Origin of the sequence: Bradyrhizobium sp. BWC-3-1 (assembly GCF_032917965.1) — a bacterium.
GTDB classification, from domain to species: Bacteria; Pseudomonadota; Alphaproteobacteria; order Rhizobiales; family Xanthobacteraceae; genus Bradyrhizobium; species Bradyrhizobium canariense_D.
Window position 1 is genome coordinate 2,913,710 of the sequence record NZ_CP136625.1, and the last position, 12,939, is coordinate 2,926,648.

The 12,939-nt window shown below is 60.9% G+C and carries 14 protein-coding genes and 1 pseudogene; 13 read left to right on the forward strand and 2 right to left on the reverse strand.

Translation table 11 applies throughout. The annotated features are described in order from the left end of the window. Positions 1–41: 41 nt before the first annotated feature. Entirely contained in the window at positions 42–2,855 is a 2,814-nt protein-coding gene (locus tag RX329_RS14040) for an ATP-binding protein (protein ID WP_317245975.1), read from the reverse strand. Positions 2,856–2,966: 111 nt separating this feature from the next. Here RX329_RS14040 and RX329_RS14045 point away from each other — a divergent pair, with 111 nt between their 5' ends. The 5 genes from RX329_RS14045 (at position 2,967) to RX329_RS14065 (ending at position 7,395) form a co-directional block, all read left to right on the forward strand. After that, positions 2,967–3,704, forward strand: a complete 738-nt coding sequence (locus tag RX329_RS14045; protein ID WP_317245976.1) for an alpha/beta hydrolase — start codon at positions 2,967–2,969, stop codon at positions 3,702–3,704. Further along, entirely contained in the window at positions 3,704–4,585 is an 882-nt protein-coding gene (locus tag RX329_RS14050) for an NmrA family NAD(P)-binding protein (protein WP_317245977.1), read from the forward strand. The genes RX329_RS14045 and RX329_RS14050 overlap by 1 nt, the downstream gene beginning before the upstream one ends. 104 nt (positions 4,586–4,689) lie before the next feature. Then, positions 4,690–5,538, forward strand: a complete 849-nt coding sequence (locus RX329_RS14055; RefSeq protein WP_317245978.1) for an SDR family oxidoreductase — start codon at positions 4,690–4,692, stop codon at positions 5,536–5,538. Positions 5,539–5,573: 35 nt separating this feature from the next. Beyond that, positions 5,574–6,656, forward strand: coding sequence for an alpha/beta hydrolase (locus RX329_RS14060; RefSeq protein ID WP_317245979.1), 1,083 nt, complete (start codon positions 5,574–5,576; stop codon positions 6,654–6,656). Positions 6,657–6,909: 253 nt separating this feature from the next. After that, complete coding sequence (locus tag RX329_RS14065) at positions 6,910–7,395, forward strand: HD domain-containing protein (RefSeq protein WP_317245980.1); 486 nt, start codon at positions 6,910–6,912, stop codon at positions 7,393–7,395. Between the two features lie 103 nt (positions 7,396–7,498). Here the strand turns inward: RX329_RS14065 and RX329_RS14070 are convergent, their stop codons facing one another. Then, positions 7,499–7,750: a helix-turn-helix transcriptional regulator gene (locus RX329_RS14070; RefSeq protein ID WP_317245981.1), complete on the reverse strand. Its 252-nt coding sequence runs from the start codon at positions 7,748–7,750 to the stop codon at positions 7,499–7,501. Between the two features lie 157 nt (positions 7,751–7,907). Here RX329_RS14070 and RX329_RS14075 point away from each other — a divergent pair, with 157 nt between their 5' ends. From RX329_RS14075 to RX329_RS14110, 8 genes and pseudogenes are all read left to right on the forward strand, one after another. Then, positions 7,908–8,180, forward strand: a complete 273-nt coding sequence (locus RX329_RS14075) for a DUF2285 domain-containing protein (protein WP_317245982.1) — start codon at positions 7,908–7,910, stop codon at positions 8,178–8,180. Positions 8,181–8,344: 164 nt separating this feature from the next. Next, a complete protein-coding gene (locus RX329_RS14080; protein ID WP_317245983.1) occupies positions 8,345–8,539 on the forward strand; it encodes a transcriptional regulator domain-containing protein in 195 nt (64 codons plus the stop codon). A 139-nt stretch (positions 8,540–8,678) separates the two neighbouring features. Beyond that, positions 8,679–9,119, forward strand: a complete 441-nt coding sequence (locus tag RX329_RS14085) for a DUF2285 domain-containing protein (protein ID WP_317245984.1) — start codon at positions 8,679–8,681, stop codon at positions 9,117–9,119. 131 nt (positions 9,120–9,250) lie between these two features. Continuing rightward, a complete protein-coding gene (locus RX329_RS14090; protein ID WP_317245985.1) occupies positions 9,251–9,532 on the forward strand; it encodes a helix-turn-helix transcriptional regulator in 282 nt (93 codons plus the stop codon). 21 nt (positions 9,533–9,553) lie between these two features. Then, positions 9,554–10,433 (forward strand): annotated as a pseudogene (locus tag RX329_RS14095) (replication initiator protein A); the annotation flags it as partial. A gap of 292 nt (positions 10,434–10,725) precedes the next feature. Continuing rightward, complete coding sequence (locus tag RX329_RS14100) at positions 10,726–11,190, forward strand: DUF2840 domain-containing protein (protein ID WP_317245986.1); 465 nt, start codon at positions 10,726–10,728, stop codon at positions 11,188–11,190. After that, on the forward strand, positions 11,187–11,699 hold the full coding sequence (locus RX329_RS14105; RefSeq protein WP_317245987.1) for a S26 family signal peptidase: 513 nt from the start codon (positions 11,187–11,189) through the stop codon (positions 11,697–11,699). Before RX329_RS14100 ends, RX329_RS14105 begins: the two co-directional genes overlap by 4 nt. Next, positions 11,687–12,532: a lytic transglycosylase domain-containing protein gene (locus RX329_RS14110; RefSeq protein WP_317245988.1), complete on the forward strand. Its 846-nt coding sequence runs from the start codon at positions 11,687–11,689 to the stop codon at positions 12,530–12,532. Before RX329_RS14105 ends, RX329_RS14110 begins: the two co-directional genes overlap by 13 nt. Positions 12,533–12,939: the final 407 nt, after the last annotated feature.

A 12,939-nucleotide genomic window follows, 5' to 3' on the forward strand; every position in this document is an offset into this window, starting at 1 on the left:
CATCTCCGACGCGGAACTCTCGGCTGGATGATTCGCAGGGCTCACGGAAGTGTTGAGAACAGTTGACGTGCTGCTCGAACCTCAGGAGTCTCGTTGCTCTCCCTGAACTTGGCACAGATAGGGTCGAGAAGATTCCGCGCCTGAAGTTTCAGACCTGATGCAGCCCACAACGCCGCCAAGCTCGTTGCTGATCTTAGCTCCCAGATCGCTGCCCCTTGACGGAGGGCCACCCGCAAAGCCTGCTTGAGGAGGGCCTCGGCTTGCGCCTGATTTCCGCCGGAGAGGCGCACGATTTCTGCTCGCAAGCGCAGGATTTCAGGGTCGCAAAGCGCTTCGCCGTTGTCTTCGGACTGTCGTTCGAGTTCCTCGAGTAGGCACCTCGCCGGCTCGATTCTCCCCATTTCGATCAGAGCGGTGGCGAGTTCGGCTTTGAAGCGGTTGTGATTGGCTGAAATTCCCCGGTCGTCCAGCCGCGCGATTCCCGCAGCTAGTTCCTTTGCGCCCGTCTCCACGTCTCCCTGACGGATCAGGATCATCCCGCGAAGGGAAGGCACCCAGTTGGCATACGGCCGATGACGCTGACCGTGGGTCTCGAGCCGGGTCAGATATTTCTCGGCCAGGTCCAGGCGACCGGCGAAGATCGCGGTCGGACATGCAGCCTGCTGGAGAGCGTAGAATTCCGACACAGGGTCCGCTCGAGATTCGGCTTCCCGAACGGCGTCATGCGCCGTGCCGATCGCCTCTTCGATTTCGCCGCGCAGAAATTGAACCTGCGCGAGCGTGCTCAGTGCAAGGCTCCTCTGATTGTAGACCAGTCTCGCATCTATCGGATTTTCCGACCGATCCAGGCGCTCCAGCACGCTTTGTAGAAGTCGTGCGGCTTCGATCTGGTCACCCATGACATGGCGGATATTGGCGATCAGCCGGTCTCCGATGAGTATTGCGGCAGCTTCCCCGTTGCGGAACCCTAGCTGTCTGAATGCCTCGGCATGTGCTGCCGAGACCTTGAATCGCCCGGCGTTCCATGCGTTGACCATCAAGCTCCATCTGGCCCTCAATTGGTGCGGCAGATCGTCGAGATTCTCCGCGATGGCGCGCGCACGCTCGGCGATCGCGATCATATGCAGTCCATGGGAATCGATCTGGAGCAGCGATGCGAACAGTTCGACAAGGAGCTGCATCTCGGTTCGGGGATCGCCCGCAAGATCGGTGGACTCAAGGGCGTGGTTCACGCGCGCGCGGCACTCCTCGACGAGCTGCCGCGACCACCAGAGTGGAACGGACGCGAGTGTGAGTGGGAGTCCGATCGCATATGCCTGTTCGTGCGCGAAGGCCCAGTCGAGAGCCGCGCGTACGTCGTCGATCTGCACCGGCGCTCGTCGGCGTAGCCGCTCGAGCATAAGCAGTGCGTGCCGCTGACGGATAGTTGCTTCCTCACCTTCCTGGCGAAGACGCTTCAGCGCGAAATGTCGGGTCGTGACTAGCATCCGGAAGCGCCGCGTGTCTCCGTCAGATTCGATCGAAAGAAGCGATTTCGCCGCCAGGGCAGCGAGTTCCCGAATCGCCGCCGCAGCGGGGCGGCTTTCATCCGCTGCAACCGCCACAGCGTCCTCGGCAGTGAACGCGCCGGCGAATACCGACAATCGCCGAAACAGCGCGCGGTCGGAAGGCGAGAGCAGATCATGGCTCCACTGGAGCGTCGCCGTGAGCGTCTGATGGCGAGCGATAGCTGTCCTTCGCGAGCCCAGGTCTTCGAGCTGCAGCCGGCCGAGCTGTTCGGCTAAGCTCCTTACGCCCAACGAATCTGCCTGCACCGCCGCCATCTCGATTGCGAGCGGCAGGCCGTCCAAGGCGCGGCAGAGGGCGCAGACATAGGGCGCCTCGCGATCGCCGAAGGCGAAGCCCCCAGCAGCCGCTGCGCGTTCAGCAAACAATTGGACGGCCGAATAGCTCAAGGCCTGCTGCGCCGAAGCGAGATCGACGTAGGGAACGTCGAGCGGATCGACGCGGTAGATCCATTCTCCTTCTACCCGGAGCATTTCGCGGCTGGTCGCGATAATGCGGACCCGTGGTGCACCTCGCGCCACCGCCTCGCAAAAAAGGGCGGCCGCATCGACGAGATGCTCGCAATTGTCCAGCAGTATCAGGACGCGCCTGTCCTTCAGGCCCGCGACCAGCATCTCCGTCGGATTTCCTGAAAGCACTACCTTTCCCAACGCGGTCGCGACCGCTGTTGGGACCCACTCGGGCTCGGCCACCGACGCAAGATCGACAAAGACCACGCCGTCTGGAAAGTCGGGTTCCAGTCGGGCTGACACGGCTTGGGCCAACCGCGTTTTTCCGATGCCTCCGGCACCTGCCACGGTAACCAGCCGGTTTTGTCGGACCAACGCGGCCAGATGGTTGATGGCGGCCTCACGTCCGATCAGCGACGAGAGGGGTTGCGGAACGCCTTCCAGCGTGCGGGGCTCCTGCACCGTCGCACTCGGGTGGGCTTCAAGCGTTACAGGCGCCGCCAGCCGATAGCCCCGCCCAGATTCCGTCCGGATAAGGGACGCACCGCCTTGCATTCGTCCGAGCGCGCTGCGGAGCTTGGAGACGTGTGCCCGAAGTGTGCCGTCGTCGACGTGAACCCGTCCCCAGACGCGCGCAACCAGGTCCTCCCGGCTCACAAGATCGCCGCGAGCTTCTATCAGAGCGAGCAGGATTTCGAAGGCACGGGGGCCGAGCGGGATCGGCGCTTCCCCCTCAAATATCTGTCTTTTGAGGCGATCCAGACGCAAGCCTCCGAAACGGAGCACAACGTACTCCGGGATGGCTTTATCAGCCGACCGCTCACCCGCCAGTGTCGTCATCGGGCGCTCGCCACACCGCAACAATTCTTCGCAACACGCAACATACTCCTCGGTGCCGCCCCGTCTATAGTTCGCCAGGCCCGATTGTCGCCGACAAGCATGGAGCTGGCGATGGGGAATACAACCCGGAAAACGGTCATTCTAGTCCATGGAGCTTGGGCCGACGGCTCTTGCTGGTCGCCCGTAATCACTCAACTCAATGGCGCAGGAGTTGCGACAACCGCGGTCCAACTCTCCTTGTCTTCGTTGGCTGAGGATGTGGCGACCGTTCAGCGGGCCATGGCTCTTGAGGAAGGACCGCTGTTGCTGGTGGGGCATTCGTATGGCGGCGTGGTCATCACCCAGGCTGGCGATGATCCGAAAGTCGCGGGGCTCGTCTACGTGGCTGCGTTCGCGCCCGATGCGGATCAATCCGCCTTTTCCTTGGGCGAATTGCTTCCGCCATCACCCGCGGGATCGGAGCTGAAGCGCGATGGATCTGGCTTCTTCAAACTCACCCGCAAGGGAATCCTCGAGGACTTCGCCCAGGACCTACCCGTCGGACAGAAGGAAGTCATGGTCTCTACTCAGGGACCGACATCCATCCACGCGCTCAGCGCACCGGTCAGCAGCACCGCCTGGAGAGGCAGGTCCTGCTGGTACGTACTGGCGGAAAATGATCGCACCATCTCGCCTGCGCTCCAGGAACGAATGTCCAGTCACATCAGTGCCGAGACTATTCGCGTTCCCGCCAGCCACGTTGCGATGCTCTCCTGTCCTCAAAAGGTCGCCGAGGTGATCCTGCTCGCCAGCACAGCAACGACGCCACGACAGACGAGCGCACATATGCCCTCAAGGGGGAGCAGATAATGAGCCAGGCAAACGTTCTAGTCAGCGGCGCAACCGGGCGCACCGGGGGAGCCGCGATCGATGAGCTGCTCAAGATGGACAAGCGCGTGCGGGCCTATGTGCGCTCGGAGGACGACCGGGCTGCTGAGCTGAGGCGGCGCGGAGTTGATGTCGCCATCGGCGATTTCACCAACATTGATGGCATCCGTGCTGCCATGCAGGGCGTCAGCTCGGCCTATTTCCTTCATCCGATTGCGCCGGGAATTATCGGCGCCACTGCCTATTTCGCGCAGGCCGCGAGAGAAGCGGGCGTGACGGCCATCGTGAACATGTCGCAGATTTCGGCCCGCCGGGACTCGGCGAGCCATGCCGCGCAGGATCACTGGGTTTCCGAGCGGGTCTTCGACTGGTCAGGCGTGGCGACGACCCATCTGCGCCCGACCTTCTTTGCCGACTGGCTCGTCTCCTCGCATTTCGCGAAGGAGATCTGGGCCAAGAAAAGGATCGAATTTCCGTTCGGGAATGGGCGCCACGCTCCGATCAGTACGGAGGATCAGGGACGGGTCATCGCCCACATCCTCGCGAATCCGAAAGGCCACGAGCGCAAGATCTACACCCTGCATGGTCCAGTCGAGATGGACCATACCGAGATCGCCGCCGCCATGAGCGACGTGCTTGGCGCGAAAATCGCCTACGCGCCGACATCGATCGAAGAATTTAAGCGCAAGATGGAACAGGTGTACAAGTTTCCCCCATTCCTGGTCCAGCACCTCAACGAAGTGGCGCAGAACTATCGGGAAGGCATTTTCGCGGGCACGAACGACGTCGTCGAGACAGTTACCGGAACGCCCCCACTATCCATCGCAGCTTTCATCGAAAAAAACCGGAGAGCCTTTGCATGACGGTCACGCTTGGGGTTCGAGCAACTCGACAGATCTGAGGAAGAACATCGCATTCATTGGTTTGTCCAACTGGAAGCTTCCTAGATAAGCGAAAGGTCGCCCGTATGCCGAAGACATGGTTCATCACAGGTGCGAGCAGCGGCTTCGGACGGGAGCTGACTGAGCTTCTGCTTCATCGCGGCGACCGGGTAGCCGCCACGATACGCAAGCCCGACGCTCTCCAAGACCTCGCGGAAAAGTATGACGAGCGTCTTTGGGTCGCCGTTCTTGACGTTACGCACGGCGAGGGCGTGCGCCACGTCGTCAACCGGGCCTTCGCCGAGCTGAAGCAGATCGATGTCGTTGTAAGCAACGCCGGCTACGCGCTGTTTGGCGCAGCGGAAGAGGTCAGCGACGTCCAGATCGAGCGTCAGATCGACACCAACCTGCTCGGTTCCATCCGGCTCGCCCGCGCGGCAATCCCCCACCTTCGGCAGCAGGGCGGTGGCCGGATCATTCAGATTTCGTCTTCAGTCGGTCAAGCGGCCTATCCGACGATGGGCGTCTATGCCGCCACCAAATGGGGTATCGAAGGTTTCTTTGAGGGTACCATCCCGGAGATCGCCCCCTTCGGCATCGAGGTCACGCTGGTTGAACCAGGCGCATCACGCACGAATTTTGCTTCATCCAGCGCAGACGCGGGCCAGATTCTCCCCGTCTATGACCGAACACCTGCCGGCGACTTCCGTCGCATGGCAGCGTCAGCTGGCCTTGCGATGTTTCCCGGTGATCCCCGCAAGCTCGCCTCGGCGATCATCGCTTCGGCCGATCAGACTCCCGCGCCGAAACGGCTGACACTTGGCAGTGATGCCTATGCGCTCGTCCATGCGGCCCTGACGGAACGGCTTGCAATCCTGGAAAACCAGAAAGCACTGGCACACTCGACGGACGTAGAGATCCAAGGGGCAACGTAGTGTCCGCTCGTATTGGCAAAGAGAAGCAGACGTGAATGATCAAAACTCCAGATACCGAGAGTGCCCGCAACGCGCCGCAGCTCTTGCAGCCAACAGCCATGGAAAAGGATTTTGAGATGGACTTCTTCACCGAGGGAAATCCTGCTTCGCGGCGTGATCTGTTGCTTGCTACCGCTGGAGGCTTGGCGCTCGCTCTCGCCAATCCGGCCCGTGCCGCTCAAAACAAGCCGAATATCGAAGCGCCGATCGCTTCGGCCATCCCCTATGTCGAGCATCGCATATCTCACGACGGCCACATGATCTACGCTCGCGAGTATCCCGGTCAGGATCCGGCCTTTGTCATGATGCATGGATTCCCTGACAATCTTCATATCTACGATTACGTGGTGCCATATCTAACGCGCGCCGGCAGGCGGGTGGTTGTGTTCGACTTCCTGGGCTTCGGCCAGTCGGAGAAGGTCGTAGAAGGCTATCAGTACACATTCAAGCAGCAGGTAGGAGACGTGGCCGCTGTTGTCGATGCGCTGAAGCTCGACAGGTTCATTCCGGTTGGTCACGACTCCGGCGGCCCGTGCGCTGCCAACTACGCACTCGAGAATCCTGATCGAGTTGCCTGGCTTTGCCTGCTGAACTGCTACTATGCGGAATCGCCGACATGGAGACTACCCGAAATCATTGAAGTCTTTGGCGACCCCGGGCTCAAGGAGCTTGCCCAGGCATTCTTGACCAACCCCGACAAAATGGACTGGCTCATCACGTTTCAGGACAACCATTTTCAGGTCAAGATGCCACCGAATTTGAGGGAGCGCTTTGTCGGAATCGTGCGACCGATCGTCAATGGTAACTTCGCAGCAGGAGCCGGCCCGGCCTTTGCGCAAATGACCTCTCAGGTGCGCGAAAGCGTCGCCTATAATACGTCACGACTCTCGGACGTCCGTCAGTTCACCACCAAGGTCAACCTTATCTGGGGCGCCCTGGATCCTTACTTGACACCGGCCACGGCGGCCGCGATCGCCGCGAACTATCCCAACAGCGAAGTCAAGTCGGTCGAAGCCGGCCACTGGCTGATGATCGACATGCCGGCCGAAGTGGCGCAGCTCCTGCTCACATCGGCCTAAAAATCATGTCCAACAATCTGGCGGTGCGTTTGGGCGCGCCGCCCATGCTACCACGACCCGGACTGACGAATCGTGAGCCCTAATTCTGAGGATGATACATGAGTGCGCCTGTCAGCATCGGAGGGGTTATTGCTCCGGATTCCGATCTTGCGCGCAAGCCGCTAAGCTCGCCGAGCAGGCCCATTCCAAGGTGCTGCACAACCACGTGCACCGGACGTGGTGGTTTGCCGAGTTTATCGGCATGAAGAGAGAGATGAAATACGATCGCGAGCTCGTGTACATAGCGTCGCTGCTCCACGACCTCGGACTTTCGGCATCGCACGCCGCCGACAAGCGATTTGAAGTCGACGGCGCCGATGCCGCCAGCCGTTTCTTGCTTGAAAACAACTACCCAAAACCGAAAGCCGACGTCGTGTGGGATGCGATTGCACTCCACTCCCTCGCCGAGATCGCCGACCGCAGGCAGCCAGAAGTGGCTCTCGTCCATTTCGGCGCACACGTCGACGTCATGGGACTTCGGATGGAGGAAATTCCGCCATCGCTGATCGACGACACCTTGTCTCTCTATCCGCGGATAGGAATGAAGGCGGCGTTCACTGAAGCTCTGGCCGAGGTTGCCAGAAAGAAGCCGTATACCGCGATTGGTACAGGCTTGGCCGACATCGGGCGCCGCCTCGTGCATGGTCTCGTGATTCCGAACGTATGTGACATCATCCACGCCGCGCCATTCGAAAGTTGAAGCGCGCTCCGCCGAGTTGCGTTCGGCGGCCGGGGCGTCACCTCTGGGGGCGCGGGCTTGCGAAGGCGCAGTCTCGTTGGCCGAATCGACTCTCGCGGCCCGATTACTTTCGCCTGGCAGGTTTTGATCGCTCGTTTCGCGCCTCTTCGTCTGGCGTGACGAGATCAACGTGGCTGATGCCCAACGTGCTGGCGAGTTCAAACAAAGTTACAACGGTTGGATTGCGGCGGCCACGTTCCAGGTCACTGATATACTGTTGGGTGAAACCGGACGCTTCGGCGAATTTCTCCTGCGTGAAGCGCTTCTGCTTCCGCAGTCTTGCGAAATTCCGACCGACCAACTTGCGCATGTCCATCGGCGCAAGTTGCGGCTTTACATACTATGAGGTTTATCTCCTATAATATGTATTCAACTATCACGTGCTGGCCCCATCGGCGGAATACGGCTAAATTTGGACGCGTTCACCACTCTGGGGGCCGGCGTCTAGAATCGTTGTAAGTGGATTGGAAGCCATGAAAAAGCCGCCGCTCGATCCCGACATTGCGGACGTTGCCCCCTCGGATCCGAAGCTAACGCCGTATGACGAGCAGCATGTCGTCACGTACATTCGCATTCTGCAGGCGGAGGGTGAGGGGGCGGACTGGCGTGAAGTAGCTCGAATCGTCTTACATCTCGATCCGGAGCGCGAGCCGGACCGTGCGCGGAGCGCATATCAGAGTCATCTTGCCCGCGCCAAATGGGTGACCGAGCAGGGACGCCTCTTGCGCGGAATTGGCTCAAAATAGAAGAGAATCGCCGACTACAGGCTTGCAGCAAGAACGATTTTCTCCCGCTAACCGGTGGTCATTCTCATGCACCACGTGGTGCCAAACTAGGGGCTTCCTACAACCGCCTCGTTCATAATTATTGCGCCGCAATCTTGTTCGTTAAGTGCAATGGGGCGGAAGCAATGCCTGAATTCGACTGGCGGTCGCCGGATTCGTTTAAGAGCCTAGAGAATGCCGAGATCACTGAAATCGCCTGGGTAGGTCTTCGTATGAACGTGGACTACCAACGTGACTACGATGCGATCATCGCTAACAACTCAGATGGCACGGTGACTGAGGAATTCAGGAGGAGGTGGGGCCTCTGCTTTCGCCCATGACCCGCAGAGGTCGTTCCACGAGCAGGCAATCTTTTGGGCGCCCGAGGTTCTCCCGACCGTCGTCCCGGTCACTGTAACCGCTTCAACGCCTGGTCAAAGCCCAACGCCTCAGCCGCCGCTGGATCTTGCATCTGGTCAGGTGCGCCGTGCCGCTGACGGCTGGCATGCCGTGCTGCAAATCGGTTCGGTGGAGCATCGCATCTGGTCGAAACAGCCGCTGACCGCAGGCGCTCGCTATGCGGCCGAGTTGCCATTTGACGGCGATTTGGAGGCGCGCGCGCATGCCGCCTCGCGGCTGTGGCGCGCGATGAACGGACACACGCCAGGACCTCCGCTTCATCGCGTGCCCAAACAGCGGCGCGAACGACTGTGCGCAGCCCTTCGCGCCGTCGCCGCGTATCTCGCCGGCGCGACTTATCGCAACATCGCAGAAGCTCTGTTTGGCAAGCCGCGCATATCGGATCGTGGCTGGAAAACACACGATCTGCGCAGCCGAACCCGTCGCCTTGTACAAAGCGGCCTCGCATTTGTGCGCGGAGGCTATCGCAAGCTGCTTCGGCCCAGGCGCAGGGTCGAGTAGCGCCCTTCCTGGGTGGCCGAAAATCGCCCCCTCAATTTTCGGCATCCCCCTTCGACATCGCACTTCTCCATGATGACCGCACGCACGCCGGCGCCGCCATCCGCGGTGCGCTGTCCTCTTGGAGTTCTCAAATGCCCGATCCGATGACCGGTCTACCTCCGCGATTCCTGCGAACACCGGAGGCTGCGCGCTACCTTGGCCTCTCCGGTCGCACGCTCGAGAAGCACCGCACGTACGGCACCGGGCCGACGTATCGGAAGATCGGCGGGCGCGTCGTCTACGCTCTGGACGATCTGAAAGCCTGGGCTGACCTGGGCGCGAAGACATCGACGTCTGACCCCGGGAAGGGGACCGTGCTGCCGGCCAGGAAGCATCCGGTGCTGCGCCCATATGCGGGCCAGGAACGTCGCTGATCGCGGGCGAGAGCAGTGACCATGCGGCGCAAACAACATTCCGAGCGCGACCAGCTGGAACTCTTTCGGGCGCTGCCCGGCGATCTCGCGCCCCGCGATGCGCAGGATCTCATGGCTTACCCGTTCTTCTCGCTTGCAAAAACGAAGCGGATTGTACCGATCGATTTCCGTGCCGGTGCGATCGCAATTCGTGTCGAAGCCGTGGCGGAGCACGGCATGGCAACGATTTGGGATGCAGACGTTCTCATCCGGGCTGCTTCCCAGATCGTCGAAGCCCGTGACGCCGGCCTGAAGACGTCGCGCCTGATGGCTGCAATGCCTTACGAAATTCTGACGTTTGTTGGCCGCGGCACCAGCGCACGTGACTATGACCGCTTGAAGGCTGGTCTTGACAGACTTCAGTCAACGACCGTGCTGACCTCGATCCGTCAGCCGGCAGAACGACGGCGACACCGCTTCTCCTGGATCAACGAGTGGAAGGAGACGGCCGATGCAAATGGTCGTCCATTTGGGCTCGAGCTGATCCTGCCGGATTGGTTCTACGCCGGCGTTATTGATGACGCACTCGTGCTGACGATCGACCGCGCCTATTTCCATCTGACGGCCGGGCTTGAGCGCTGGCTCTACCGCCTCGTGCGCAAGCACGGTGCCCGGCAGGACGGCGGCTGGAGCTTTGACCCTTGTGCATCTCCACGGCAAGTCCGGCACCCTCTCGCCGCTCAAGCACTTTGCTTACGACATACGCCAGATCGTCGAGCGTCAGACATTGCCCGGCTATCAGCTCGTGCTCACGCGCGACCCGAACGGTGCCGAGCGGCTGAACTTCGTGCCCACGCTCGTTGCTCCCTTAACGGCACGCCTGCGCCGGCGCGGACTCATTCCAAATTCGGAGGACAACCTGTGGATCAGCTCGTGCTATCGAGGACCGCAACCCTCGCGCTATCGGGGACCCGATCCTCGTGCTATCGAGGACCGGAATCAAGCATAAGTACTTGTTTCCCTGCGCTTTGCAGCCGCTCTAACTTTACTAACCGGAAATCCTTCGGATTTCTTCTAACGGAACAGGCCGAAAGTCGCGTTGGCAACGCTCGGCAACGGCAGTCCGACAAGCCAGCTTGCCTTTGCAGGCCATACACACTCTCGACCGAGCACCAAGCTCACGGCCGCCAGCTCCAGCGTCAGGGAGTGGCGGCATGAGCGACCTTACCGAAGTAGAAGTGCTGTGGCTTGAGAAGCGCATCGAAAACCGCATTCGGTTCGGTCGTATCGTCAAGGAGCGGAAGCTTGATCGTCACCGCCGAGTCCTGTCATTTGCGCCCGGCAGCATCTTTGCCTTCGTCCGTTGGACCTCCAACGACTTCGGCACGATCACTTCGCGCATCGACATCTTGCGCGCGGTTGCAGCGGGACAGCGCTGCTCGACGGTACCATATGTGACACCCGGCGGCGAGATTCTGCTGCGCCTGTCAAGCTGGCCGAAGGTCGAGCGCGTGTTGCAAATGATTGACGCCGTAGAAGCACTCGGCATCGATCCCGCCGACGTAGCTCCCGATCATTGGCATCACGTTCATAACCGCCTGTCCGTCAACGAAAACCCGCGCTCGTATACGAAAGCGCGCCATCAGGCCTGGCTTCATCGCCAAAAGGTGATGCGATGACGGGCCGCCTCATGATGCTGGCCGTAACGGCTGGGGTCGCTGCTGCGCTGACCGCGACGGTCGTCCTGGAGCCGCTTCCGCTTTACATCTGGAACGCATCCACGAGCGTGCCGGTCGGTCTCTACCGCCTCCGAAAGGCGGACCGATTCCAAGTCACTGAACTGGTCGCCGTGCAGCCGCTGGAGCCGCTCGCGACCTTCCTCGACCTTAACGGCTATTTGCCCATTGGCGTCCCCATGCTGAAGCGCGTGCTTGCCCTTCCGGGGCAGAGTGTTTGCAGAACCGGCCTCACGATTTCGGTCGACGACGTGGCGGTCGGCGAGGCGAAAGATCACGACAGACGGGGCAGGCCGCTGCCGAAATGGCAGGGCTGTCACGTCGTCGGCGACGGCGAGCTCTTTCTCATGAATTGGCAGTCCGACGAGTCTCTTGACGGCCGGTATTTTGGATTTCTTCCGGGGTCTGCGGTGATCGGCCGTGCGCTCCCGGTGTGGACGTGGAAGGGGTGATCGTGCGTCTTCGACGTGTTCTCCTTGCCATTCCCTTGTTCGATCGATTGCGGGATCATTCCTCCGTCGCGGTCGATGTCCGCAAGGCTGGCGCGAGCCTAACCGCGTGCTTGGGTCGGTTGGGCAAGCGCGTTCCTACTGTCGTGCCCCTGATGCTTCTTCTGACCGCGTGTGGCGGTGCTGCTTTGGCCCAGAGCGGATCAGCCGCCCAGCCGGCGATCAGTCAGGCCGCTCACTCCTTTGCCGGCTTCATCAATGAAGCCTCACAACGCTTTGCGATTGCGCCGAACTGGATCCGGTCAGTCCAAGGCATCGAGAGTGCCGGTGACGTGCACGCCAGATCGCCAAAAGGCGCAATGGGCCTGATGCAAATCATGCCGGCGACCTGGGCGGAACTTCGCGAGCGCTACAATCTCGGGAACGACCCCTACGACCCGCACGACAACATTCTGGCCGGCACGGCTTACTTGCGCGAACTGCTTGATCGCTATGGCTCGCCTGGCGTGTTTGCCGCGTACAATGCGGGACCAGCTCGCTATGAAGAGCATCTCGCAGGCGGCTCTTTGCCAGACGAGACGCACGCATACCTCGCAAAGCTTGCCAATCTGCTTGCCATCGAACTACCGCCAAGGTGGACGTCCAGCGGACAGTCATCAGCAGCTGCGACGCTGTTCGTCACGCGATCCGATCTCATGAAAACGCGGGATCGGTTGCGGGCGCTTGTGCCGTCGAGCGGTGTCAGGACCGCAATCCCGGCGCCCGATGTTTCGCCCATGGTCCCGCGGCATATTGGCGTGTTCGTCCGTCGATCGGATGCGGGAGTATCGCAATGACCAAGTTTTCGGGTTCGCAAGCCTTGGCGTGCCTCACCGGGCAAGTGGTACGTGCTGATGGCGTACGGGCGATGCCTTCGGCCCGCGCTCTGCGCGTCGCTTCGCTCCTCATCGAGCCACCCTTCGGGTGTCTCGGCACTTCGGGTAATGATCGCTATCGCAAGCGCTCGGAAGCAGTGGGGGCTGCACGAGCTGCCTGCCAGGTCGCGGCGACTCTTTCGGGAACCGGCGACCGGGAGACCACGACAGCAGGACGGCGAGATAAAAGGGGCTCGCCGGTCGAACCGCAAGCCATTGGCATGGCTTGGGTTCTGGCGTGCCGGTCGGTCGGGGCGCGTGCCGCACCTTGCATTTTGACGAATGCAATCAAAGGCCTTTTCGGCACTGTGTGCGCTTTTGATCGTGGG